This is a genomic window from Chryseobacterium salivictor, from assembly GCF_004359195.1.
In the GTDB taxonomy this organism is placed as follows: domain Bacteria; phylum Bacteroidota; class Bacteroidia; order Flavobacteriales; family Weeksellaceae; genus Kaistella; species Kaistella salivictor.
The window spans coordinates 2,386,373-2,410,728 of record NZ_CP037954.1; the positions used below are offsets into that span (position 1 = coordinate 2,386,373).

24 protein-coding genes are annotated in these 24,356 nt (G+C 36.4%); 19 read left to right on the forward strand and 5 right to left on the reverse strand.

The annotated features are described in order from the left end of the window. Positions 1 to 84 precede the first annotated feature (84 nt). From NBC122_RS10895 to NBC122_RS10915, 5 genes are all read right to left on the reverse strand, one after another. A complete protein-coding gene (locus NBC122_RS10895; protein ID WP_133440398.1) occupies positions 85 to 2,478 on the reverse strand; it encodes a 3-hydroxyacyl-CoA dehydrogenase/enoyl-CoA hydratase family protein in 2,394 nt (797 codons plus the stop codon). Between the two features lie 6 nt (positions 2,479 to 2,484). Next, positions 2,485 to 2,937, reverse strand: a complete 453-nt coding sequence (locus NBC122_RS10900; RefSeq protein WP_133440399.1) for a MarR family winged helix-turn-helix transcriptional regulator — start codon at positions 2,935 to 2,937, stop codon at positions 2,485 to 2,487. Positions 2,938 to 3,102: 165 nt separating this feature from the next. After that, positions 3,103 to 4,026, reverse strand: coding sequence for an ABC transporter ATP-binding protein (locus tag NBC122_RS10905; RefSeq protein WP_133440400.1), 924 nt, complete (start codon positions 4,024 to 4,026; stop codon positions 3,103 to 3,105). A gap of 356 nt (positions 4,027 to 4,382) precedes the next feature. After that, positions 4,383 to 5,366, reverse strand: coding sequence for an iron ABC transporter permease (locus NBC122_RS10910; protein WP_133440401.1), 984 nt, complete (start codon positions 5,364 to 5,366; stop codon positions 4,383 to 4,385). A 146-nt stretch (positions 5,367 to 5,512) separates the two neighbouring features. Next, positions 5,513 to 6,085 (reverse strand): TlpA family protein disulfide reductase, encoded by a 573-nt coding sequence (locus NBC122_RS10915; protein ID WP_133440402.1) that lies wholly within the window; start codon positions 6,083 to 6,085, stop codon positions 5,513 to 5,515. A 33-nt stretch (positions 6,086 to 6,118) separates the two neighbouring features. Here NBC122_RS10915 and NBC122_RS10920 point away from each other — a divergent pair, with 33 nt between their 5' ends. The 19 genes from NBC122_RS10920 (at position 6,119) to NBC122_RS11010 (ending at position 24,196) form a co-directional block, all read left to right on the forward strand. Continuing rightward, positions 6,119 to 7,243 (forward strand): ferredoxin--NADP reductase, encoded by a 1,125-nt coding sequence (locus tag NBC122_RS10920; protein WP_133440403.1) that lies wholly within the window; start codon positions 6,119 to 6,121, stop codon positions 7,241 to 7,243. Between the two features lie 68 nt (positions 7,244 to 7,311). Then, positions 7,312 to 7,869 (forward strand): SanA/YdcF family protein, encoded by a 558-nt coding sequence (locus NBC122_RS10925; RefSeq protein ID WP_133441110.1) that lies wholly within the window; start codon positions 7,312 to 7,314, stop codon positions 7,867 to 7,869. A gap of 79 nt (positions 7,870 to 7,948) precedes the next feature. Beyond that, positions 7,949 to 8,566 carry a uridine kinase gene (udk, locus tag NBC122_RS10930; RefSeq protein WP_133440404.1) on the forward strand — a complete coding sequence of 206 codons (618 nt, stop codon included), beginning with the start codon at positions 7,949 to 7,951 and terminating at the stop codon, positions 8,564 to 8,566. 1 nt (position 8,567) lies between these two features. Beyond that, a complete protein-coding gene (locus NBC122_RS10935; protein ID WP_133440405.1) occupies positions 8,568 to 8,918 on the forward strand; it encodes an FtsB family cell division protein in 351 nt (116 codons plus the stop codon). A gap of 39 nt (positions 8,919 to 8,957) precedes the next feature. Then, positions 8,958 to 10,124, forward strand: a complete 1,167-nt coding sequence (locus tag NBC122_RS10940) for a methylmalonyl-CoA mutase family protein (RefSeq protein ID WP_133440406.1) — start codon at positions 8,958 to 8,960, stop codon at positions 10,122 to 10,124. A gap of 44 nt (positions 10,125 to 10,168) precedes the next feature. Next, positions 10,169 to 10,540, forward strand: coding sequence for a GxxExxY protein (locus NBC122_RS10945; protein ID WP_133440407.1), 372 nt, complete (start codon positions 10,169 to 10,171; stop codon positions 10,538 to 10,540). 107 nt (positions 10,541 to 10,647) lie between these two features. Continuing rightward, positions 10,648 to 11,811, forward strand: coding sequence for a class I SAM-dependent methyltransferase (locus NBC122_RS10950; protein WP_185145762.1), 1,164 nt, complete (start codon positions 10,648 to 10,650; stop codon positions 11,809 to 11,811). 79 nt (positions 11,812 to 11,890) lie between these two features. Beyond that, positions 11,891 to 12,160, forward strand: coding sequence for a hypothetical protein (locus tag NBC122_RS10955; RefSeq protein WP_133440408.1), 270 nt, complete (start codon positions 11,891 to 11,893; stop codon positions 12,158 to 12,160). Between the two features lie 93 nt (positions 12,161 to 12,253). Next, the gene (locus tag NBC122_RS10960) at positions 12,254 to 13,633 is read left to right on the forward strand and encodes a dipeptidase (protein WP_133440409.1); all 1,380 of its coding nucleotides are present in this window, start codon (positions 12,254 to 12,256) and stop codon (positions 13,631 to 13,633) included. Positions 13,634 to 13,949: 316 nt separating this feature from the next. After that, the gene (locus tag NBC122_RS10965; protein ID WP_133440410.1) at positions 13,950 to 14,735 is read left to right on the forward strand and encodes a T9SS-dependent choice-of-anchor J family protein; all 786 of its coding nucleotides are present in this window, start codon (positions 13,950 to 13,952) and stop codon (positions 14,733 to 14,735) included. 73 nt (positions 14,736 to 14,808) lie between these two features. Further along, positions 14,809 to 15,513 (forward strand): SDR family oxidoreductase, encoded by a 705-nt coding sequence (locus tag NBC122_RS10970; protein ID WP_133440411.1) that lies wholly within the window; start codon positions 14,809 to 14,811, stop codon positions 15,511 to 15,513. A 95-nt stretch (positions 15,514 to 15,608) separates the two neighbouring features. Then, positions 15,609 to 16,355, forward strand: coding sequence for an electron transfer flavoprotein subunit beta/FixA family protein (locus NBC122_RS10975; protein ID WP_133440412.1), 747 nt, complete (start codon positions 15,609 to 15,611; stop codon positions 16,353 to 16,355). 25 nt (positions 16,356 to 16,380) lie between these two features. After that, a complete protein-coding gene (locus NBC122_RS10980; protein ID WP_133440413.1) occupies positions 16,381 to 17,328 on the forward strand; it encodes an electron transfer flavoprotein subunit alpha/FixB family protein in 948 nt (315 codons plus the stop codon). A gap of 141 nt (positions 17,329 to 17,469) precedes the next feature. After that, a complete protein-coding gene (locus tag NBC122_RS10985) occupies positions 17,470 to 18,066 on the forward strand; it encodes a bifunctional nuclease family protein (protein WP_133440414.1) in 597 nt (198 codons plus the stop codon). A 15-nt stretch (positions 18,067 to 18,081) separates the two neighbouring features. Further along, positions 18,082 to 19,341, forward strand: a complete 1,260-nt coding sequence (locus NBC122_RS10990) for a nucleoside permease (RefSeq protein WP_133440415.1) — start codon at positions 18,082 to 18,084, stop codon at positions 19,339 to 19,341. Between the two features lie 83 nt (positions 19,342 to 19,424). After that, positions 19,425 to 20,603, forward strand: coding sequence for an acetyl-CoA C-acyltransferase (locus NBC122_RS10995; protein WP_133440416.1), 1,179 nt, complete (start codon positions 19,425 to 19,427; stop codon positions 20,601 to 20,603). A gap of 99 nt (positions 20,604 to 20,702) precedes the next feature. Then, on the forward strand, positions 20,703 to 22,184 hold the full coding sequence (locus tag NBC122_RS11000; RefSeq protein WP_133440417.1) for an MFS transporter: 1,482 nt from the start codon (positions 20,703 to 20,705) through the stop codon (positions 22,182 to 22,184). 117 nt (positions 22,185 to 22,301) lie between these two features. Beyond that, positions 22,302 to 23,228: a mevalonate kinase family protein gene (locus NBC122_RS11005; protein WP_133440418.1), complete on the forward strand. Its 927-nt coding sequence runs from the start codon at positions 22,302 to 22,304 to the stop codon at positions 23,226 to 23,228. A gap of 71 nt (positions 23,229 to 23,299) precedes the next feature. Beyond that, the gene (locus NBC122_RS11010) at positions 23,300 to 24,196 is read left to right on the forward strand and encodes a UbiA family prenyltransferase (protein ID WP_133440419.1); all 897 of its coding nucleotides are present in this window, start codon (positions 23,300 to 23,302) and stop codon (positions 24,194 to 24,196) included. Positions 24,197 to 24,356 lie beyond the last annotated feature (160 nt).

The following is a 24,356-nucleotide window of genomic DNA, read 5'->3' on the forward strand; positions in this document are numbered from 1 at the left end:
CATTATATTAACAGATCGCCTTTACGAGGCTTGATTGAAATATCTCACAACATCTATTAACAGGTTGCTCCTACGGAGCTTTCATTAATTTCTCAATGGTTTTCCTTTCGTCAACATGAACTGAATTCTTTCTAAGGTTTTTCTTTCGCCACAAAGCTGTAAGAAGGTTTCTCTTTCAAGATTCAATAGATACTGTTCGGTAACAACGGTTGGTTCTGATAGATTTCCACCCACTAAAACGTTTGCTAATTTGTCAGCGATCAGTTTATCGTGTTCAGAAATATATTTTCCGGTGAGCATCTGATCGGTTCCTACTAAGAACATTCCCAATGCGTCACGGCCCAAAACTTTTACTTTTTGCTGGATCGGTTGCGTGTAACCCAGTTCTGCAGTTAGTTTTGCCACTTTTTTCGCTTCAGCGATCTGACGGTTTTTATTCACGACCACGATATCTTTATGATTTTCAAGAATCCCCATATCATACGCTTCATAAGCTGAAGTGGCCACTTTACCCATCGCGATGTTCATGAACATATCCCGAAGTCTGTTGTTCTTCACATCATCAGCATGGAATTCGCGGGAAACCCTCAACGCCATTTCTTTGGTACCGCCACCGCCGGGAATTACACCAACTCCGGTTTCTACCAATCCGATATATGTTTCTGCTGCGGCAACAACTCGATCGGCGTGCATTGTCATTTCGCAACCTCCGCCTAAAGTCATTCCATGAGGAGCGACTACAACAGGAATTGAGGAATAACGAACGCGCATCATCGATTTCTGAAAATAAGCAATTGCCATATTCAAATCATCCCAATCCTGATCGATCGCCATCATTAAAATCATGGCTAAATTCGCTCCGACGGAGAAATTGGCACCTTGATTTCCGATCACCAAACCATCATAATCTTTTTCAGCTAAATCGATGGCTCTGTTCAAACCATCTAAAACTTCGCCACCCAAAGAATTCATTTTGGAACGGATTTCAAAATTAATAATTCCGTCGCCCAAATCCTGGATTGCAGAACCTGAATTGCTCCAAAGCGTTTTGTTTTTTCTGATATTATCAAGAATGATAAAAGCTTCCTGACCTGGAATATTATTATAGTTTCCGGAGTTTTTATCGAAAAAAATGCTTTGACCTTCGTCGTTTACTTTATAGAAAGATTCTACGGATTTCACCCAGTCAGAAACTTCGTAACCGGCTTCTTTGGCCAGTTCGATTCCTTTCTGAACGCCAACGGCATCCCAAATTTCGAACGGTCCGTTTTCCCAACCGAAACCTGCACGCATGGCATCGTCGATTTTGTACAGTTCATCCGAAATTTCCGGAACTTTATGAGAAATATAAGCGAACAATGCGCCTAAAGATTTTCTGTACAATTCGCCGGCTTTGTCTTTGCCACCAACCAAAACTTTGAAACGGTCGATAGGTTTATCGATGCTTTTTGTTAATTCCAGAGTAGGGAAGTCCGATTTTCCCTGAAGTTCATATTCGAAGGTATCTAAATTCAATCCCTGGATTTCAGATTTACCTTCGGCGTTCTTTACTTTTTTATAGAAACCCTGTTCCGTTTTAGAGCCCAACCATTTGTTGTCCATCATCTTCTGAATGTAATCCGGAAGTTTGAAAACGTCGTTGAAATCGTTGGCTTCGGCTCCGCTTTGACGAACGCCATTGGCAACCATCACCAAAGTATCCAAACCAACAACATCAGCTGTTCTGAACGTCGCAGATTTCGGACGGCCGATTACCGGACCGGTTAATTTATCGATGTCGGAAACATTTAAGCCTAAATTTTTAACTTCATGAAGCAGGTTCATCATCGAGAAAACCCCGATTCTGTTGGCGATAAATGCTGGAGTATCTTTTGCTTCTACCGTAGCTTTTCCTAAGAATTTCGCGCCATATTCCATATAGAATTTAACGATCTCAGGATCGGTTTCCGGTGTAGGAATAATTTCTAAAAGCGGTAAATATCTTACAGGATTAAAGAAATGTGTTCCCGCAAAATATTTTTTGAAATCATCGCTTCTTCCTTCAATCAGGAAATGAATCGGAATCCCGGACGTATTGGAAGAAACCAATGTTCCCGGTTTTCTGTGTTGTTCAATCTTTTCATAAACCGATTTTTTAATGTCGAGTCTTTCAACTACAACCTCAATAATCCAGTCGGTTTTTTTAATTTTTTCTAAATCATCATCAAAATTTCCAACGGTAATTCTGTCGGCAAATTTCGGTGAATATAAAAGTGCCGGGCTTGCTTTCTGTAATTTCACAAAATTCTCCGTTGCAATTCTGTTCCGTACGGTTTTGTCTTCTTTTGTAAGACCTTTTTTCTGTTCGGCTTCTGTCAGTTCAAAAGGAACGATATCGAGCAATAGTACTTCTACGCCAATATTGGCAAAGTGTGCAGCGATACCGGAGCCCATAATTCCTGAACCGAGAACCGTTACGTGTTTAATTCTTCGTTTCATTGCAATTTATTTTTTATTATTTAATTCGTTGGCGATTTTCAAAATGTCGGTCATCACCTCTTTGAAAATTTCCATTTTTTCAGCAGGGATTTTATCGATTACTTTTTTGTTGAAATTGACCACCACTTCTTTGGATAAATTTCTGCTGTTCAGACCTTTGTCGGTAAGCTTGATGATGACTTCGCGTTTGTCGTTGGTAGTTTTTTCTTTGTAGATATAGCCGTTATCTTCCAGAAGTTTAATGATTCTCGTTAAAGAAGTAGGTTCGATGGCCATTTTAGGTCCCAGATTGGTACTTCTGGTTCCATCTTTGGGATCAATTTTTAGAAGAGTTAAGGCCTGAACTGCTGTGGCATCATGGTCCTGCGCTAATTCTGAATACATTTTAGAAACAGCGAGCCAGGTCGACTTTAAGATAAGATCGATATTCTCAACCTTTTCATTGTTTGTTTTGTTCATAATATTGAGATAATGTGGTTATCCAAATATAAATAATATTATGCATGCATAGTATATTTTTTCTGTTAAAACTTTGTTAATAACTAGAAATCAGTCAGTTAAAAGGTATGAAAAGCATAATACTATGCATGCATAGTACTTTGAAAACACCGAATAAATAAGGATTTAATGAAGGTTTTGAACAAATTCAGCGATTTCCTCAAAAGAATCGCATTTTTGTTGAATTTGATGGGTTGAAATCTCCCAGAAAGGATTGCTGAAAACAAATTTAAACTCAGAAAGGTTTTTTTTGAAGTTTTTTTGAAGAAAAGAGTAGAGCATTTCTTTGTGTAATTCCGGAGCGAAAATTTGCGGCGCAACAAATCCTTCGTTGAAATGAAAAATATGAGGATTAAGCAGTTCGTTATGCTTCAAAAGAATCTCTTCCGTAATTCCGGCGTGCAGTTTTTCGTTACTGATAAGCCATATTTTATCGGCAAACTCTTTTGCCAGCCGCCAGTCGTGGGAAGAAAACAGGATAAGTTTGTTTTGCGTTTTAGCTAAATTCCGCAGTAACTTAAGAATGATGATTTTATTTTCTTCATCCAGATGAGTGGTAGGTTCGTCCAAAATAATCATCGGCGAATTTTGCGCTAAAGCTCTTCCGATAAACGCTTTCTGAAGATTGCCGTCCGACAGCTGACTTAGCTGAAAGTCGCGGTATTGCGTTAAATTCAGGCTTTCAATGATTTCTTCAATTTCCAGTTTGTCTGTATGGTTTAATTCAAAATAATAGGGATAATGAATGTATTTCCCGAAAGATATTAAATCCCATAAAGTATAATTTGCCGGAATTTGCGACTTGGAAAAAACCACGGCAATCTGCTCGGCAATTTCTTTGTAGGTAAGTGTTTGAGTTTGTTTTTCATTGATTAAAACAGCGCCTTCTATCAATTCGATTTGATTGAGAATGCTTTTGATTAAAGTGGTTTTTCCCACGCCATTGTTTCCGATCAAAAGACAGATTTCACCTAAGCCCAGAGAAGTGTTAACTTCTTTAATTAAAGGAGTTTGGTAACCGATTGTTGTATTTTTTAATTCTAGAAACATTTATTTCTCACAGATTTCACGGATTTCACAGATTTTAATTTGTCTTCCATAAATTATAAATATGAATACTTGTAAATAATAAAATTGGCAGCAAACTAAAAAATGAATATTTGAGATTTTTATTTCGTTTTAACACTGAATTAATTACATTATTTATTGATAAAATCATTGTACAGGGAAATGCAAAAAATAACCACCAAAGATTTGCTAATGAGTAGATCCAATGAATTGTCAATCTGAAACTATCAGATAATTTTAAAAACGCAAAACTTATAACAAATAATAAAAGATTTGCTAAGATAATTTGTTTTAAAGTAATTTTTAATTTCATGAAAGATCGGTGGGATTATTTTAAATCATTTAGAATTGGCTCTTTTACTATTCATCATCATCATTAAAATCACCGGTATCCCGAATAACGAGGTAATTACATTCAAAGGAAATTGCGTAGATTCTGATATAATCGAGAAAAATTCCATAATTAATATTCCTAAAAGCATATTTAAAATCCACTGTTGCCACAGTTTCGCAGGATTAAAAAGCATTCTGCAAAAATGCGGAACCACAATCCCGATAAATAGAACAGGACCTAAAAACGCTGTGACAGAAGCTGACAAAAGTGACGAGGAAATAATGACTAAAAACTTTAAGTGCTTTAAATTGACGCCCAAACTTTGTGCATAAGCCGTTCCCAGAGAATTTCCGATTAATGGTTTAATGGTTTTAAAACTTAACAATAAACCTATAATAACAATCACCGTTAAAACCAAGATTTGATTGGTAGAAACCTGGTTATTCGCCCCGAAACTCCACAGAATATAATTCTTAAGACTTTGATTTTCAGCATAAAACTGAAGGATAGAAACCACTGCGCCAGCTAAAGCCGAAATTAAAAAGCCGAAAATAATGAGAAACGATTTATCCTGAAATTTCCCGGAAAACGCTAAAAGAATTACCATTAATAATAAACTCCCGGCAATTGCTGAAAAACTTAAAAAACTGTTTTGCAAAAATTCCGGTAAGATAAAATCTTTAGAAAAGAAAATATAAAAAGCAACACTCAAGCTCGCCACAGAAGTAATTCCCAAAACCGATGGTCCGGCCAAAGGATTTTGAAAATATTCCTGCAGTAAAAATCCCGAAGTCGGTATGGAAATTCCGGCCAAAAGCATTACTAAAACCCGATTGATGCGAAGTTGCGCAATCTGTGAGTTTTCGGAACCGGAAAAAAGGAAATCTGAAAAACTTAAATTCATAAAACCGATATTCAAATTGATAAGTACCGAAATAAGAATTCCGATGATGATGAATATTCCGGTGATTTTAAAGTTTTCCGACATTTTTAGAGATACAAAAAAATCACAAAAATTCTGTTTTTATCAAAAGAGAAATGTGGGATTGAAAGCTGGTTCAGGATAAAAATCCTCTGCTTTTCAAAATACATTTTACTTAGTTTTACAGCAATCTTTGCGACTTTCGGTTGAAATTATTTAAAAGAATTAATCTTTTCAGTCAAAGCTTCAGCGCTCATCATTCCGACGGTTTCGTCGGTTTTATCGCCTTTTCTCATGAAGGTGAAAGGAATTGAACCGCCGTCCCATTCTTTAAAGTTTGCTTTAAAAAATTCGGGAGTTAATAATGATCCGTCCAGTAAAACTACATTTTGCGACAGACCTTGCTCCTCTGAAAACTTTTTTACTTTCGTGTCCCAGTCGCCTTTTTCATCTAAACTTACGAAGGTAAATTTAACCGGCTGCGATTTCAGTTCCGCCATTTTTTCTTTAAAATGAGGGATTTCTCTCATACACGGACCACACCAGGTTGCGAAGAAATTGGTTACATATAAGGTATCATTATCTTTTTTGCCCAGCAGTTTGGTGCTTTCCTCCGCACTTAATTCAACATGTTTAAAAGGAAAGGCGGTTTCCGTTGCAGCTGCTGAATGATCTGCGCCGGCAGAGTCCGTTACGGTTGTATCGGTCGTTTCATTTACTTTCGCTTCTTTTTTACAAGCCGAAAGTGCAGTGCATAACACGACACCCAAAATCAATTTTTTCATTTTATTTTTATTATTTTTGAATTCTTAATAATTATGGAAAATCTCTTACCTAAAGCAAGACCAATAGAATTTCACCCGCTAAAATTAGCGAAAAAGCAAGAACTGACCAAAAGTACCTTTGCGCTCGAATTCGAAATCCCGTCAGCATTATCTTCCCAATATCATTTTGAGGCCGGCCAATATGTAACCCTTCAATTTCCCGTAAACGGAAAGGTTGTAGAGAAGGACTTTTCAATGACTTCGGCACCTTATGAAGAGAAAATAACGTTGGGAATCAAGATAAGCAGCGAAGAAAGTTTTGCGAATTCTTTATTTAAAGATTTAAAAACTGGTGATTTTATTGAAGTTTCGGAGCCGAGAGGAAGATTTACATTAAGTTCCAAGCCACATGAATTTCGCACGATCGTAGGTTTTGCCGGCGGAATCGGAATTACACCGATTTTAAGTCATTTCAAAAATATACTGCACACCGAACCCAGAACGCGTCTTTTCCTTTTCTACGGAAATAAAAATAAAAAACAGGTCGCTTTTAAAAATGAATTGGAAGAATTGGCGAATCAACATCCGGATCGGCTGGAAATTCACTACTTTTACTCACAGGAAAAAGTGGGTAACGGCCTTTTTGAAGGACGGCTGAATGAGAAAAAAGTCGCTTTGATTATCAATCAGATTTTGCAGTTGGATGATACCGATGAAGAGAGTACGATTTGGGATGCCGTAGATGAAGTGCTGATCTGTGGCAAAGGCGAAATGATAAAGTCGGTTGCCAATGCCTGTTACAGACACGGTATTCGCAAGAAAAATATTCATTTTGAACTTTTTGAAGAATTTAATGAAGATATTTATCCGGTCGAAAAAGAGTTTCCTTTACTGGAAAATATTGAGGTCGGTTTTAAACTTTTTAACAAAGAATATAAAACGACTTTAAAAGATAATAAAATGCGGCTGTTGCAGCAATTGCTGATTCAGAAATTCCCGGTTCCCTATTCCTGTAAATCAGGGATTTGCGGCAGTTGTGAATGTGTTTTAGAAGAAGGCCAGGTTGAGCTTTTAGAAAATGAATATCTGACCGAAAAAGAGGAAGCATCTGGAAAAATACTCGCCTGCATGTCCATCGTTTTAAGTAAAAATATTAAAGTTAATTTTGACTTGATGTAGCTATTTTGAAGAAATTATTAGACATATTAAAATCATTTTTTAACCTCATTGAAATTGGGGTTTTACTTATGTTTTTGGCTAATATCTGGGTTTTTGCGGTAACGAATGGAAAAACCTACACCAAAATATCGAAAATCCCACCCAGAGAAACGGCGCTTGTTTTAGGAACTTCTCCGAGAATGAAATCCGGAGTTTCCAATCCTTATTTTACAGCGAGGATGGATGCAACCGCACTTCTGTACCATCACGGAAAAATAAAAAAAATCATTGTAAGCGGCGAAAAAAGCAAAGGTTATGATGAACCTGCGGCCATGAAAAATTACCTGATTTATCAGGAAGGTGTCCCGGAAAATATTATCACTGAAGATCCGAAAGGTTATAAAACCCAAACCAGCATTAAAAACTGCATGGAGATTTATCATCAAAAAGAGGTCATTATTGTTTCCCAGGGTTTTCATAATCTGCGTGCTTTATTCTACGCCAGAAACAGCGGAATGAATGCGCTTGGCTTTGATGCACAGGATGTTTTGACCAATAACAGTTATTACAGGAATCAGTCCCGGGAATTTATAGCACGCGTGGTTGCGGTGATTTATTACCTTCTCAATATCGAGCGAAAAGTATAAATGCAGTGCGGTCATAATTTAGATACAGTTTTAGCAAAGTAATTTACGGCAAAATCTTATATTTGTAAAAACAAAAAATATGCTCGTAATCGGAATTGCAGGAGGAACCGGATCAGGAAAAACAACTGTAGTCAATAAAATTCTTCAACAACTGAATATCGAAGGAGTGAATGTGCTCTCTCAGGATAATTATTACCATGATAATCCGAATCTTACCCTGTCGGAAAGAGAGGTTTTGAATTATGACCATCCCAAATCCATCGATTTTGATCTGCTTATCAAACATGTAAAAGCACTGAAAAACGGGGAAACTATTGAGCAGCCTTTGTATTCCTTTGTAACGCATTCCAGAACGGGAGATCATGTGTCAATCGATCCCAGAAATGTTTTGATTGTAGAGGGGATTTTGGTATTGACCAATTCTGAACTTTTAAAAGAATATAATCTGAAAGTCTTTGTACATGCCGATTCCGATGAAAGACTGATCCGCAGAATCCGTCGTGATACGCAGGAACGGGGCCGCGATTTGCAGGAGGTTTTGCACCGTTATCAAACCACGTTGAAACCCATGCATCAGGAATTTATAGAGCCGTCGAAAAATGAAGCGGATTTAATTATTCCCAATATGAGACAAAATACCGTTGCCATCGACTTTCTCTCTACTGTCATCAATAATACGCTGAAAAAAACACATTAAAATGGAAGACTTAATTAAAGAAATCAAACCGAAATCGGCAAAGTTAAAATTCATCCGGAAATATTTTGTGAATAAATATTTCGTGACTGTTTTTCTTTTTTTGGTGTGGATGATTTTCTTTGACAGTACTTCTTTTTTAGTCATCAATGAACTGAATGGTGAAGTGAGCCGCTACGAAAGTCAGCTCGCATATTATCAAAGAGAATATCATAAAAATGACGAGTTTTATAAAAAATTGATGAATGATAAAGAAGAAAAAGAGAAATATGCCCGCGAAAATTATTTCATGAAAAAACCAAATGAAGAAATTTTTATTTTGGTTGTAGACAGTACGAAAGCAGTTAACAGATAACTCATTAGATAAAAACCAACTTTTGAAACCATCAAAAATATGTTTAAAAAAACTTCACTTCAAGACTGGGTATCTGTTGTTCAGAAACAACTGAAAACAGAAAATATCTATGAGATTTTGTCCAAAGAAAACCTCGAGGGAATTACCGTTAAGCCTTACTACAATTCTGTCGCGAAACCGTTAAGCAATCTTCCGAAAGTGGAAGAATCTACCCATCTTGTTTCCCCTTACCACGAAAGTTCAGAGGAAAATATTTTCGCTTTTCTTTTAAATGATAATGTCGAAAACCTTCAGGAGAAAGTGATTTTTGTTAACAATAAAGATTTGGCAGAACATATTTCCCTGGATGAGAGCAACCGTTATTTTTCATTAATCGATGTGTTTTCTGAGGATCAAAAGGGCGGATTAAATCAGCAACTGGTGAAAGAACTTCTAGCAAAAGATTTCGAGAGAAATATTTGCATTAATGTTTCTCTGCATCAAAATGCAGGTGCCACAATCGTTCAGCAGCTGGCAATCGCGCTGGCAAAAACAACAGAACTGACAGAGATTTTCGGTTTGCAAATTTTAAATAAAATTATTTTTAGAGTCGCTGTTGGTGGAAACTATTTCTTTGAAATTGCTAAAATCAGAGCACTTAAATTGCTTTTCAATCAATTTTCAAAAGAATTTGATTTAGATGAAATTCCCTATATTTTTGCGGAAACATCTTTGCGGAATAAATCCAAAAACGATGCTGAAAATAATCTGATCCGTTCCACATTGGAGCTTTCTGCGGCGATGATTGGCGGAGCAGATGCAGTTTTCAGTAATGATTATCAGTTAGAAAAATCCGATTCGGTTTCCGAGGAAATTTCATTTAAACAACAAATTGTTTTAGCCTATGAAAGCATTATCAATGTTTTTGAAGACGCAGGAAACGGGAGTTATTATATCGAAAATTTAACGCAGCAATTCGCGGAAAAATCCTGGCATATGTTCCTGCAAATTGAAAATGATGGCGGTTATTGTGAGCTTTTGAAAAATGGTTCGATTCAAAAACAAATTTTTGAGCAAGCAATTAAAGAACAGAATTGGGTAGAAGAAGGGAAAATTAAAATTATCGGCGTAAATCTTTATCCGAAATTAGAGAAGACGAAATCTGCGGCAGAAATGTATTCGTCAGGTGAAATTAAAGCAGTTCGTCTGGCAGAAATGTTTGAATAGTTTTTTGCCACGAATTCACTAATTTGGCTTCTAAAATCAGTTTTATGGCAATTATTAATAAAGAAGAATCATACGAAATTATTGGAATCTGCATGGAAATCCATAATTATTTAGGTTTTGGTTTTTCAGAAATAGTTTATAAAGACGCGCTGGAAATTGAGTTTAGGAATGCAGGAATTGATTATGTGAGGGAAAAAAAATATGAGGTTGTTTACAAGGGAATTGTTTTGCCGCATCTGTTTTACGCCGATTTTGTTGTTTTTGATAAAGTTATTTTAGAAATTAAAGGGAAAAAAGAAATTGCTGATGTTGATTTGTCTCAGGCTATCAATTACTTAAAAGTTTCTGAAAACAGATTAGCTTTGATTGTGAATTTTGGCGAAGAAAAACTGAATTATAAAAGAATTGTTTTATAGATTGCGACAAATACACGAATTATTTATGGTTTCAAATTGTACCTGGTTACAGATTCCGCTATTAAATTAATTCGTGCATTCGTGGCATTTAATTTTAAATTAAATACGTGGGACATAAAATATTAGACGCAAAAGTTCAGGAATTTATCAATGCAAATCTAAAAACGGATTTGCATTCTTTGTTATTGAAAAAATCGCCTTTTCCGGAAGTTTCGATGCAGGAAATAGTGCAGCAGATCAAAGGCAAGAAAGTCGCTCAAAAGAAGTTTCCTTATTTATTGAAAGACGGAATTATCTTTCCGCCCAACTTAAATCTGGAACAGGCTTCTTCGCAGGCAACTGCTGAATTTAAAGCTAAAAATTTAAGTGGAAAAAGTTTTGTTGATTTGACTTCAGGCTTTGGAATTGACGCTTATTTTTTATCCAAAAATTTTGAAGAAGTTACATTGGTCGAGCAGAATTCTGAATTATTGGAAATTGTAAAACATAACTGGGGGATTTTCGGGAGAAAAGCAGACTTTATTAATGAAAATTTAGAACATTTTTTGGCTGAAAATAAAGAAAAATTTGATTTGATTTATCTCGATCCTGCCAGACGAGATTCCGAAAAAAACAAAAAATTCCTACTCGAAGATTTGTCTCCCAATCTTCCGGAAATTCAAGATGAATTGTTGAAAATTTCTGATCAGATTATCATTAAACTTTCTCCACTTATCGATGTTTCTTATTTGGTTTCGGTGATAAAGAATATTGCCGAAATTCAGATTATCGCAGTGAGAAATGAAGTGAAGGAATTGCTGGTTTTCATTAATTCAAATATAGAAAAAGAGGAAACCAGGATTACTGCAATCAATCTTGAAAGTGAAGAAAATGTGTTTTCGTTTCATTATAAAGAAGAGCGATCTGCAGTTTCAGAATATTCAGAACCCCTTCAGTATTTATATATTCCCAATAATGCCGTGTTGAAATCGGGTGGTTTTAATGGTGTTTCGGAAAAATTTGCTTTAAAAAAATTACACCCCAATACGCATTTTTATACTTCAGATAATTACAGCGAAGATTTTCCGGGCCGAATTTTAAAGGCTGAAATCATTGATTCTAAAGACATTAAGAAAGGAGAAAAATTCAATATTATTTCGAAAAATCATCCATTAACCCCAGATGAAATCAAGAAAAAATATAAAATTAAGGATGGCGGAAACGGCTACTTAATTTTCACGCAAACCCAGAAAAATAAAATTATTTTAAAAGCCAGTTTAGAATTTAACTAAAACCTTGTGGAAAATATTAATATTTCTTACTTTTGGGGCATCGAAAATTTTAAAAATTCCTAATTATCATCAAGTAGATATGAAAAAAATTATTTTAGTCGTTGCAATCGCAGGTTTCGCCATCAGTTGTAAAAAAGTTCCGGCAGGTGGAAATAAAGGAGTTTTGAAAATGCAGGACGGTGTCGAAAGATACAGCGATGACGTGATGAGCGATGAAGCAACAGCGGCGGTGCAGGCGGCAGACGCTAAAAAAGCTACCGAAATGATGACTTCAGACAGTACGAAAGTTACAGTTCAGCCGGCAGTTGCCGTTAAAAAAGACAGTGCTGCTTCTGCGGAGAAGAAATAAGTATTTAAAACATATTAGAAAATGTCTTGCTTCGGCGGGACATTTTTTTTATTTTTACAAAGTTCGATATTCAATAATTTTAATTAAAATAAAATGCAAGAAACCTTAAATTACATTCAGGAAAATAAACAGCGTTATGTTGACGAACTTTTTGAATTGTTAAAAATAGCTTCTATCAGCGCAGATCCTGCTTATAAAGACGAAGTGCTGAAATGTGCTGATGAAGTGGCCAAATTCCTGAAAGATGCCGGTGCTGATGATGTAGAAGTTTGCGGGACCAAAGGATATCCGATTGTTTTTGGTCAAAAATTCTTAGATAAAGATTTACCGACGGTTTTGGTTTACGGCCATTACGATGTACAACCACCAGATCCACTGGAGTTGTGGACTAAACCACCGTTTGAACCTTATATTGAAAAAACTGAAATTCACCCTGAAGGCGCTATTTTCGCACGAGGTTCTGCCGATGATAAAGGTCAGTTTTTCATGCACATCAAAGCTTTTGAAGCAATGATGAAAACCAATACTTTGCCATGTAACGTGAAATTTATTTTTGAAGGCGAAGAGGAAGTCGGCTCAAAAAGTCTGGAGGATTTTGTGAATGAAAATAAAGAAAAATTAGCGTGTGATGTTATTTTAATTTCCGATACCCATATTTATTCCAACGAACAGCCAACGGTAACCACCGGTTTGAGAGGTTTAAGTTATGTAGAAGTTGAAGTGGAAGGCCCAAATAGGGATTTACACTCCGGTCTTTACGGAGGAGCGGTTCCCAATCCGATTCACGTTCTGTCGAGAATGATTGCCAATTTAATTGATGAAAACGGACATATCACCATTGACGGGTTTTACGATAATGTAGAAACTGTTTCTGATGAAGAAAGAGCTGAAATGAACAAGCTGAAAGACGATCAGGAACATTTCAAAAAATCAATCGGTTTGAATGGAGTAGAAGGTGAGAAAGGATATACGACTTTGGAAAGAACTTCGATACGTCCGACCTTAGACTGCAATGGAATTTGGGGCGGGTATACCGGTGAAGGTGCGAAAACAGTTATTCCTTCGAAAGCTTTTGCTAAAATTTCAATGAGATTGGTTCCTTATCAAACGCCGGAAGAAATCACGGAAAAATTCACCAAATATTTTGAAAAAATTGCGCCAGCCAATGTTAAAGTTAAAGTAAATCCTCACCACGGCGGGATGCCTTATGTTTTGCCAAGTGATACCAAAGAATTCAGAGCGGCGAAAACAGCCATGGAAACAGCTTTCGGAAAAGAAGTTCTTCCGTACAGAAGTGGTGGAAGTATTCCTATCACTGCGATGTTCGAACAGGTTCTGGGAGCAAAATCCGTGTTGATGGGATTTGGTTTAGATTCCGATGCGATTCACTCGCCAAATGAGCATTACGGCTTGTTTAATTTCTATAAAGGAATTGAAAGTATTCCGTTGTTCTTTGAGAATTATACTAAATAGCATTAGTGAGCAAGAAATCTTTTTGCGCATCTTCCTTTCCGGAAGATGCTTTTTATTTGCCTGAGTTTAATTCCGAATTATTTAACTCATAAAAATGAATGTATATTTGGCAGATAGGTGATTTATGCATTTTGTTTGCTTATTAGTCATATTATCAGATTTAAATTAATAATATTGATATAAGTTTTAAAAACATTAGAGGTATTTGTTAAATTGTAAACAGTATTTAGTTTGCAGTTATTTTAAGAATTATTCAAAAAGTTTTTATTATTCGTAAGAAAAATTATATATTCGTAAATAATTAAAAATTTATATTATGAAAAAACTTTTACTAATTGGAGCTTTAGCTCTTACTTCGTTAATTTCTGCACAAACAACAATATTTTCGGCAGATTTCTCATCAGCAGCTGGTTGGAGTGTTGCAGACAGAGATGGTGATGGAAATAACTGGGGCATATTTAATCTCACTACGCCTCTTAACGGCTTTGCCGTAGGGCAAGTAGCAGGTTCGCGTTCTTGGAGCAGTACAGAAGGACCATTGTCACCGGACAATTTATTAATATCTCCAGATATTGTACTTCCGACGGGCGGGACATTAAACTTTAGTGTAAAAGTTGGATCAGTAGATGAAGATTATTTTGATGATCATTATGCAATATATGCGATACTATCTACCGCAGTATTCACGGGATCAGAAACACCACTTATTGAAAATACTTTAACTTCTGCAGAAGCAGTTACAGTAACAGCAGATTTATCAACTTTGGCCGGAAAAACAATTAAATTAGTATTTAGACATTTTGATTCTTTCGATCAAAATATCTTCCTAATGGATGATGTGTTGGTTACGCAGACAATGCTCGGTGCTTCAGATTCTTCAATTAATAGTGGAATTCGTGTCTATCCAAACCCAACCTCAGATTATATAAACTTCACTGAGAAAGTAAAATCTGTACAGATTTTCGATGCATCAGGAAGAAAAGCTAATTTTCCGCAAGTGGTTGACAATAAGTTAGATGTGAGAAACCTTGCAAAAGGTATTTACGTGATTAAGTTTGAAACCGAAAAAGGAATTCAGTCTCTGAAATTTATTAAGGAATAAGTTATTTTAAAAATAGGTAGAAGAGCGTCCCGTAATTGGGACGTTTTTTTTATCTTTAAGCAAATAATACATCATGAAAAATAAAGTAGCATATATCACCGGCGGAACAAAGGGAATTGGCTTAGGAATCGCAGAAGTACTCCACAAACATGGCATCACCGTTGCAATTTCCGGACGTAGAAAAGAGGATGCGATAGAAGTTGCAGAACAGTTATCGACCATGGAAGCACCTGTTTTTGGGATTGGGTCTGATGTGAAAAACTTTGAAGACGAAAAAAATGCAGTTGCCGAAATCATCAGAAAATTCGGAAAAATTGATTACGTCATTGCAAATGCGGGCGTTGGAATTTTTAAACCCGTAGATGAACTGTCTGTTGAAGAATGGTCGTCCATGATTGATACTAATCTTTCCGGAATTTTTCACACTTTGAAAGCATCGGTTGAAGAGCTTAAAAAAACAGAAGGGTATTTCATCACTATTTCGAGTTTAGCAGGAACCAATTTTTTCGAAAACGGTTCCGGTTATAACGCCTCGAAATTTGGTGCAGTGGGCTTTACACAGGCAGCAATGATGGATTTAAGAAAATATAATATTAAAGTTTCTACCATCATGCCGGGCTCAGTTTCCACTCATTTTAATGGAAATCAGCCTTCAGAAAAAGATGCCTGGAAAATACAGCCAAAAGATATTGGTGAGCTTGTCATGGATATTCTGAAAATGAATCCGCGCACCTTACCAAGCAAGATTGAGATTAGACCTTTAAAACCAAAGGGTTAAATTATGTATCAAATATAAATTTTTTCTAAAATACTATGCATGCATAGTAAATAATTTTTTATCTTAGCCAACAGTAAAACAATAAATATTAGCACATGAAAATATTAGTTTGTATCAGTAGTGTTCCAGATACTACCTCCAAAATTAATTTTACAGCAGACCAATCTGCTTTTGACAAAAATGGAATTCAGTGGGTGATCAATCCTTTAGATGAATTTGGATTAACCAAAGCAATCAAGTTGCAGGAATCGGCAGGAGCAACCGTTACGGTAATAAATGTAGGTGATTCCACTACTGAACCGGTGATCAGAAAGTCTTTGGCCATCGGCGCAAATGATGCAATCAGAATAAATATTGAACCGAAAGACAGCTATTCTGTTGCAAAAGAAATTGCAAATATCGCGCAAAGTGGCGGTTACGATTTGATCTTCTGTGGGAAAGAATCGATCGATTATAATGGTGGAGCGGTTCCGGGAATGGTAGCTCAGTTATTAAATCAACCTTTCATCAATGCCTGTGTTGGCTTAGAAGTTAACGGTGCTGAAGCCACTGCAGTAAGAGAAATTGAAGGTGGTAAAGAAACTATTTCGGTAAAACTTCCAGCGGTGATCGCAGGTCAAAAAGGATTGGTTGATGAGAAAGATTTAATTATCCCGAATATGCGTGGAATTATGTCTGCCAGATCAAAACCTTTAACCGTTCGTGAACCGGTTAACAATGAAGTAAAAGTGGATGCAGTTTCGTTTGATGCTGTGCCAGCGAGAGCAGCAGTGAAAATGGTTGCTCCCGACAACCTTGATGAACTGGTAAGATTACTTCACGAAGAAGCGAAAGTAATTTAATTCTAACCTTTAAACAAAATCAATCATGGCAATATACGTATATGCAGAAAATATAAACGGAATCTATAAAAAAGCAGCATTCGAGGCAGTTTCTTATGCAAAAGCAATCGCTGATAAAGATGGAGAAACCGTTACCGCGATTTCCATCAATCCTACAGATTCTTCAGATTTATTATATAAATACGGAGCAGATAAAGTCCTTAATATTAAAGATGAAGGTTTAAAAGGTTTCAGTGCGAAAGCTTATGCACAGGCGGTAAACGAAGTTGCAGACGGAAATATTATCGTATTCCCACACACCACTGACGCTTCATCTGTTGCACCGATGTTGGCAATTATGAAGAGTTATTCTCTGATTACCAACGCTTTGGAAGCTCCAGAAAGCCTTTCTCCTTTCCAGGTCAAAAGAAGAGCCTTTTCCGGAAAAGGAATCATGCACGCTAAGGCAGACGCGGCTGGAGTTATTGTAACTGTCTCTCAAAATGCTTTCGGTATTAAAGAAAATGCAGTTTCAGGTTCAGAAGAAGTGAAAAATTTATCGGTAGCAAATGAAGATACCAAGGTAATTTCTCACGAACAGAGTTCAGGAAAGCTGGATTTGAAAGAAGCGGAAATCGTAGTTTCTGCGGGTCGTGGAATGAAAGGTCCCGAAAACTGGGGAATGATTGAAGACCTGGCCAATCTTTTAGGTGCCGCCACCGCCTGTTCAAAACCGGTATCTGATATCGGCTGGAGACCACATTCTGAACACGTTGGACAAACCGGTAAAGCAATTTCGCCCAACTTATATATCGCGGTCGGAATTTCCGGTGCAATTCAGCATTTGGCAGGAGTGAATTCTTCTAAAACAATTGTGGTTATCAACAGCGATCCCGAAGCTCCTTTCTTTAAATCTGCGGATTATGGAGTCGTAGGAGATGCATTCCAGATCATACCGCAATTAACTGAGAAAATTAAAGCCTTGAAAGGATAAATCCCTTTTTTGAATATCAACTTAAGTCCAGAATTTATTTTGGACTTTTTTTTTGTAAATTACTTATGATTTTTGTTTTATTTTTTAACAAAAAAGACGGATCAAAACTCATAATGTGAAAATTTCATTTATATTTGTCTCATGGATTATAAAAAATTAACCATTCGCGGAATTTCCTACAGCCAAACGCAATCTGGCGCTTATGCCCTGCTTTTGGAACATGAGGAAAGCAATGTCAAACTGCCGGTTGTAATCGGTAATTTCGAAGCACAGTCTATTTCATTAGGTCTAGAAAAAGATATTCATCCACCGCGGCCCCTTACGCACGATTTATTTTCCAAATTCGTTTTGGCCACTCATTTTGAGATCACTTCCGTCATTATTTATCAAATTATTGATGGCGTATTTTTCTCTAATATCAATTTTAAAAATAAGACGACGGAAGAGGAGCTTATCTTAGATGCAAGAACTTCTGATGCTGTAGCAATGGCTGTCCGTTTTGATGCACCTATTTATACCACACAACAGGTTTTAAATGAAGCAGGTATTTTACTGGAACTCGATGCGCCTTCAAAAGAAACTGATGCAGATCAGCAACCGGAGCCGGAAGGAAATTTGGCCGCACTCAGTTCAGAAGAACTCAATAAACTGCTGGAAGATGCTGTAAAAGACGAAGATTTCGATGCAGCTTTAGAAATTCAGGAAGAAATAAAACGTAGAAAAAATAAAATCGACTAAAATTTTAATAATATTATGAATTTAAAATTAAGACTAACCGTTCTGTCATTCCTGCAGTTTTTTGTTTGGGGAGCGTGGCTGATTACTATTGGCGTATACTGGTTCGGAACAAAACACTGGGGTGGTCAGGAATTTGGAAAAGTTTTTGCGACTTTAGGAATTGCTTCTCTTATAATGCCTGCTCTTGTAGGAATCATCGCTGATAGGTGGGTAAATGCAGAAAAACTGTACGGTATCCTGCATATTCTTTACGGGATTATTCTCGTATTCTTGCCTTCTATCTCGACTCCTGAAAATTTCTTTTGGATCATGCTCATCGCGATGATGTTTTATATGCCGACGATTTCTCTGTCGAATTCTATCGCTTATTACATTCTGAAAAATAATAATTACGATGTTGTAAAGGTTTTCCCACCAATTCGTGTCTGGGGAACAATCGGATTTATTGTAGCCATGTGGATTACCAATCTTACAGGAAATAAAGATTCAGGATCTCAGTTTTATATTGCGGCTGCTGTGGCTTTTATTTTAGGGATTTATGCATTCACGTTGCCAAAGTGTCCGCCGCAGAATTTAATTCCTGCCAATGCTACTTTATCAGAAAAATTAGGACTTAATGCGTTTTCTTTACTTAAAGATTACAAGATGGCGTTGTTCTTTTTATTCTCAATGTTTCTGGGTGCGGCGCTGCAGTTGACCAATATGTACGGCGATACCTACTTATCAGATTTTGGGAAAATCCCGGCATATGCTGACAGTTTTGTCGTAAAACGTTCCACGTTGATCATGTCAATTTCGCAGATTTCAGAAACGTTATTTATTTTGGCAATTCCTTTCTTTTTAAAGAGATACGGAATTAAAAATGTGATGCTATTATCGATGTTTGCGTGGGTTTTACGTTTCGGATTTTTCGCTTATGGCGGACCGGAAGGTTTTGGTTTAGGATTGATCATTCTTTCCTGTATCGTTTATGGGATGGCATTTGACTTTTTCAATATATCAGGTTCTCTTTTCGTGGAAACAACAACTGATTATAAAATCCGTTCATCTGCACAAGGTCTGTTTATGATGATGACTAATGGTTTCGGTGCAATTGGTGGAAGTCTGTTAAGCGGTTGGTTAATCCAACAATATTTCACGCTCGAAAATGGTGATAAAATGTGGCAGGAAATCTGGCTTGTTTTCGCAGGTTATGCCTTAGTAATTACGATATTATTTGCCATAATGTTTAAACATAAGCACGATCCGGAAGTTATTGCCGAACTAACGCACTAATTTTTAAAATACCAAACACACTTTTTCAAAGTGTGTTTTTTTTTGTAATTTGGCGTACTTAAAATAAATATAAATTCTACATAATGAAAGAAGTATTCATCGTATCAGCAGTGAGAACTCCAATGGGAAGTTTCTTGGGAAGTTTGGCCTCAGTTCCGGCTACAAAATTAGGTTCAACTGCAATTAAAGGTGCTTTAGACAAAATAAATCTTGACCCGAGACACGTTCAGGAAGTATATATGGGAAATGTTCTGCAGGCCGGAGAAGGCCAGGCACCCGCTCGTCAGGCATTAATGGGAGCAGGTTTATCCAATGCAACTCCCGCCACAACCGTCAATAAAGTATGTGCCTCAGGAATGAAAGCCGTGATGATGGCTGCACAGTCCATCAAAGCAGGTGACCAGGACGTAATCGTTGCAGGTGGAATGGAAAATATGTCTTCAGTTCCACATTATTACAATGCAAGAAATGCTACTAAATTAGGCGATGTTAAGATGTTGGACGGAATGGTGCTCGACGGTTTAACGGATGTTTACAATAAAGTTCACATGGGAGTCTGTGCAGAAAAATGTGCAGCCGAATATGGAATTACGAGAGAAGATCAGGATCAGTTCGCAATTGAATCTTACAAACGTTCGGCAAAAGCCTGGAGCGAAGGTAAATTTAAAGACGAAGTTGTTTCCGTTGAAATTCCACAGAGAAAAGGGGATCCAATTATTTTTTCTGAAGATGAAGAATATAAATCAGTAAACTTCGACAGAATCGGGACTTTGCCAACCGTTTTCCAAAGAGAAAATGGAACGGTAACTGCAGCAAACGCGTCCACTTTAAATGACGGAGCATCTGCCTTGGTTTTGATGTCCAAAGAAAAAATGGAAGAATTAGGATTAAAACCTTTAGCAAAAATTATTTCTTATGCTGATGCGGCGCAGGCTCCGGAATGGTTTACAACGGCACCTTCAAAAGCACTTCCTATCGCGTTGAAAAAAGCCAATTTAGAAATTTTAGATATCGACTTTTTTGAATTTAATGAAGCGTTTGCGGTTGTGGGTTTAGCAAATAATAAAATTTTGGGTCTTGACAGTTCTAAAGTGAATGTGAACGGTGGAGCGGTTTCCTTAGGTCACCCGCTTGGAAGTTCAGGTTCCAGAATTATTGTTACTTTAATTAATGTTTTGAAACAAAACAACGGCAAGTACGGTGCAGCGGCGATTTGCAACGGCGGCGGCGGAGCTTCGGCCATTGTTATCGAAAACTTATAGAATATTTAATAGTCTTTCAATCAAACCATTAAGAATAACTGTTTATTTTTTCAGCCGATTCTTAATGGTTTTGTTACTTTTGTTTAATAAATTAAAAAAATGTCGGAAAACGAATCTCTACAAACTCCAAATATCAAGAATAATCCAAAGATCATGAAAGCCTGGGCTTTGTATGATTGGGCAAATTCTGTTTATTCATTGGTCATTACATCGACTATTTTCCCGATTTATTATTCGATTCTTACCACGGCCTCTGAGAAAAGCGAGTACGTGCAAGAAACCGGACAGTGGATTAAAGTTCCTGTTCGGCACATGATTAAGATTTTCGGAAAAGAGTATCAGCCAGATGCGATTTACGGATATTCTTTGACCATTTCATTTCTGATTGTAGTTTTGCTGTCACCATTTTTGTCATCGTTGGCAGATACGATTGGGAACAAAAAATCATTTCTGCAATTTTTTTGTTATTTGGGAGCCACTTCCTGTATGGGTTTAGCGATGTTTACGGGAATGCAAAATGTATTTCTGGGCTTATTATTCAGCATTACGGCCAGTGTCGGATTCTGGGGGAGTTTAGTCTTCTATAATTCTTTTTTGCCGGATATTGCAACTCCCGATAAGCAGGATGCACTTTCTGCAAAAGGGTATGTATATGGCTATTTAGGTTCTGTTGTTTTAGTGGTAATTTGTTTGTTGCTCATTCAGGTTTTTGCTAAAGATGCGGAGCAGGCGAAAATTTATACCCGAATTTCTTTTCTGCTAACAGGAGCGTGGTGGTTTGGTTTTTCCCAGTACACTTTCAAGCATTTGCCCCAATTTGGTAATATTAAAGAACAATTACCAAAAGATTTGGTGCTGTTGAATTATAAAAATATTTTTGAAAAACATGAAGAACAAGGGGGAATTTGGGTGGTTTTAAATGATAATCTTCACTTTTACCTTGATATTGCTAAGCAAAGCTTTAGGGAATTATTTAAAGTTGGGAGGGTTTTATTTAAGGACAGAAATTTGAAATTTTTCCTGTCGAGTTTCTTCTTTTACAGCGTTGGAATGCAAACCATTTTCTTGATGGCGACACTTTTTGGGAAGAGCGAAATCAATCTGGAACAGGATAAATTAATTATGACTTTATTATTAATTCAGATTGAAGCGATTATCGGAGCAGTTGTTTTCTCACGCTTATCCCGCAAAATTGGGAATAAGAATGTAATTTCGATTGCAATTGTACTTTGGATTGTAGCCTGTTTATCAGCATATTTCCTCAACAAAGAAAATCCAAATGTAGAAATCCAGTTCTACGTAATAGCCGGAATTATAGGTTTGGTAATGGGTGGTTTGCAGGCAATGTCGCGTTCTACCTACTCAAAGCTATTGCCGGAAAATAGTATGGATAATACGACCTTCTTTAGTTTTTATGATGTATTGGAAAAAATAGCTATCATTATTGGGACATTCATTTTTGCAACCATCATTGAAAAATACCATAATATGAGATATTCCGCTTTATCGATGTCGGCCTTTTTCTTTGTAGGACTGGTATTAATCCGGTTTTTGAAAGTAAAAATGGGGAAAGAAAAATAGCAGTTTCAGATTGGTATTGCTTTTGTAATTTTAGCTTAATAATTGCTTATTTTTGCAGAGTTGTTAAATTAAAATTACGTACATTTGCAACTGTAAATCAATGGATTAAATTAAACTATGACCAACCCTTTATTTTACGCAAAGATTCTTTTGTTCGGCGAATACGGTATTATCGAAGATTCGCAGGGACTTACTTTACCCTATAGTTTTTATAAAGGAACATTAAAATTTTCTGATTTAAAAAGCGATTTTGATAAAGAATCAAATGATTCGCTGCTGAAATATTCTGATTATTTAAAAGATTTAGAACTTCCAGAGGTTTTTCAACTCAATATTTCTAAGTTTAAAAAGGATATCAAAAAAGGATTGTTCTTCGATTCCAATATTCCGCAAGGATATGGGGTAGGAAGTTCAGGGGCTTTAGTTGCCGCTATTTTTGAAAAATATTCGATAAAAAGTTATCAGCCGGAACAGGTTTCTAAAGATCAACTTATGAATCTCCGTACTATTTTCGGTCAAATGGAAAGTTATTTCCATGGAAAAAGTTCAGGAATTGATCCGCTGATCTGTTACATGAACCTGCCGATTCTTATCGAAAGCAAAGAAAGCGTGGATAAAGTTGCTATCCCGGCAAGTCATGAAGGGAAAGGAGCGATCTTCTTAATCGATTCCGGGATGACTGGCGAAACTGGACCGATGGTTCAGATCTTCTTTGAAAAAATGAAAACGGAAGGTTTCCGCAAAACGATGAAAGAAGAATTCATCCGCTACAACAATGCCTGTATTGATGCTTTCCTGAAAAAAGAAATGACTCCACTTTTTAGAAACCTAAAGAGTCTTTCTGTCTGGGCTTACGAACATTTCAAACCAATGATTCCCGAAAGTATTTATAATGCCTGGAAAAAAGGGTTGGATACCAATGCCTATTACCTAAAGCTTTGCGGAAGCGGCGGTGGCGGTTATATTTTGGGGTTTACCAAAGACTATAAAAAAGCAGAAAAAATGCTGGAAGGTTTCCACAAAGAAGTTATTTACAGGTTCTAGATTTTTCGTAAAAGTCGAAAACCACCGGTCTGAATTCCATTTTAATTAAGCAGTTTGTGACTTTACGTTCCATGAAAAATCCCTTACTTTATCGGTTTTCTCAATTCATTGCCTTTTTGATGGGCGCGCGGGTTTTCGTGGCTTTACTGCTTACTTTTGCTTTATATGTTTCTACTTTTTTTCTCTTTAATCAGGAAGAAAGTTTGCGGAATTTTGTCTTTGATTTTAAAGTCCACAGCATTATTTTTTGCTGCGTTTTAAGTATTTTGGCAGGAGGAATTATCAATCAGTTTTACGACCGCGAAAAAGATCAGGTGACCAAACCTTTCCGGACAAGAATTCAAAATTTTCTTAAGCAGAAGTATTTTCTTTATGCCTACATCATCCTCAATCTGTTTTCGCTGGGAATTGCGGGAATGATTTCGGTGCGGGTTTTCTTTTTCTTTCTGATCTACCAGTTTCTAATGTGGTTTTACAGTCATAAACTTAGTAAATTATTGATTATTAATAATTTAACTTTTGTGAGTTTATCGTTATATCCTTTTTTTGGAATGTTGTTTTATTATAAAACTTTTTCAGTCCAGATCTTTTTGATGTCTGTTTTTATTTTCCTGATGCTTTTAATTATTGATGTTATAAAAGATACTTTAACCAAAAATGCAGACAAAGTTTTTGGTTACACTACCATTCCCAATTATTTCAGCTCTTCTACTTCAGGTGCTTTTATAGTAACGCTATTAATTGTCGCGCAGATTTCTTCCGGATTGATTATCTGGAAAATGGGCTTGCACAGTATTATGAGTTATTATTTTGCAGCGAGTATTTTTATTCAAATCATCTCCGTATTTTTAGCTTTAAATAAAACCAAATATTCGAAGTTTGTCAATTTGAATATGCTTAGAATCTGGATTTTTGTGGGCATTATCGCTATGCTGGCCAACGGAATTCATCAGCATTATTTTATTTAAAACTGAAGCTCTTTTTTAATAATTTTTGAGCAACGGTCTTATTTTTACTATTAAATTTTCTTAAGATTGCAGATGTTAAATTTTATCTTATTGCACCGTCGCATTTAAACAAACAAAAAATACCTTATCTTTGCAGATAAATTTTTCAGAACATGAGCAG

Excerpts from the sequence above, each read along its gene's own strand:
- NBC122_RS10940 (WP_133440406.1), top strand. The coding sequence starts at position 8,958 with ATGTTTAAAAAAACTTCACTTCAAGACTGGGTATCTGTTGTTCAGAAA.
- NBC122_RS10975 (WP_133440412.1), top strand. The coding sequence starts at position 15,609 with ATGAAAATATTAGTTTGTATCAGTAGTGTTCCAGATACTACCTCCAAA.
- NBC122_RS10980 (WP_133440413.1), top strand. The coding sequence starts at position 16,381 with ATGGCAATATACGTATATGCAGAAAATATAAACGGAATCTATAAAAAA.
- NBC122_RS11010 (WP_133440419.1), top strand. The coding sequence starts at position 23,300 with ATGAAAAATCCCTTACTTTATCGGTTTTCTCAATTCATTGCCTTTTTG.
- NBC122_RS10960 (WP_133440409.1), top strand. The coding sequence starts at position 12,254 with ATGCAAGAAACCTTAAATTACATTCAGGAAAATAAACAGCGTTATGTT.
- NBC122_RS11005 (WP_133440418.1), top strand. The coding sequence starts at position 22,302 with ATGACCAACCCTTTATTTTACGCAAAGATTCTTTTGTTCGGCGAATAC.
- NBC122_RS10900 (WP_133440399.1), bottom strand. The coding sequence starts at position 2,937 with ATGAACAAAACAAACAATGAAAAGGTTGAGAATATCGATCTTATCTTA.
- NBC122_RS10985 (WP_133440414.1), top strand. The coding sequence starts at position 17,470 with ATGGATTATAAAAAATTAACCATTCGCGGAATTTCCTACAGCCAAACG.
- NBC122_RS10895 (WP_133440398.1), bottom strand. The coding sequence starts at position 2,478 with ATGAAACGAAGAATTAAACACGTAACGGTTCTCGGTTCAGGAATTATG.
- udk (WP_133440404.1), top strand. The coding sequence starts at position 7,949 with ATGCTCGTAATCGGAATTGCAGGAGGAACCGGATCAGGAAAAACAACT.
- NBC122_RS10915 (WP_133440402.1), bottom strand. The coding sequence starts at position 6,085 with ATGAAAAAATTGATTTTGGGTGTCGTGTTATGCACTGCACTTTCGGCT.
- NBC122_RS10920 (WP_133440403.1), top strand. The coding sequence starts at position 6,119 with ATGGAAAATCTCTTACCTAAAGCAAGACCAATAGAATTTCACCCGCTA.
- NBC122_RS10995 (WP_133440416.1), top strand. The coding sequence starts at position 19,425 with ATGAAAGAAGTATTCATCGTATCAGCAGTGAGAACTCCAATGGGAAGT.
- NBC122_RS11000 (WP_133440417.1), top strand. The coding sequence starts at position 20,703 with ATGTCGGAAAACGAATCTCTACAAACTCCAAATATCAAGAATAATCCA.
- NBC122_RS10955 (WP_133440408.1), top strand. The coding sequence starts at position 11,891 with ATGAAAAAAATTATTTTAGTCGTTGCAATCGCAGGTTTCGCCATCAGT.
- NBC122_RS10925 (WP_133441110.1), top strand. The coding sequence starts at position 7,312 with ATGTTTTTGGCTAATATCTGGGTTTTTGCGGTAACGAATGGAAAAACC.
- NBC122_RS10945 (WP_133440407.1), top strand. The coding sequence starts at position 10,169 with ATGGCAATTATTAATAAAGAAGAATCATACGAAATTATTGGAATCTGC.
- NBC122_RS10935 (WP_133440405.1), top strand. The coding sequence starts at position 8,568 with ATGGAAGACTTAATTAAAGAAATCAAACCGAAATCGGCAAAGTTAAAA.
- NBC122_RS10990 (WP_133440415.1), top strand. The coding sequence starts at position 18,082 with ATGAATTTAAAATTAAGACTAACCGTTCTGTCATTCCTGCAGTTTTTT.
- NBC122_RS10910 (WP_133440401.1), bottom strand. The coding sequence starts at position 5,366 with ATGTCGGAAAACTTTAAAATCACCGGAATATTCATCATCATCGGAATT.
- NBC122_RS10905 (WP_133440400.1), bottom strand. The coding sequence starts at position 4,026 with ATGTTTCTAGAATTAAAAAATACAACAATCGGTTACCAAACTCCTTTA.
- NBC122_RS10965 (WP_133440410.1), top strand. The coding sequence starts at position 13,950 with ATGAAAAAACTTTTACTAATTGGAGCTTTAGCTCTTACTTCGTTAATT.
- NBC122_RS10970 (WP_133440411.1), top strand. The coding sequence starts at position 14,809 with ATGAAAAATAAAGTAGCATATATCACCGGCGGAACAAAGGGAATTGGC.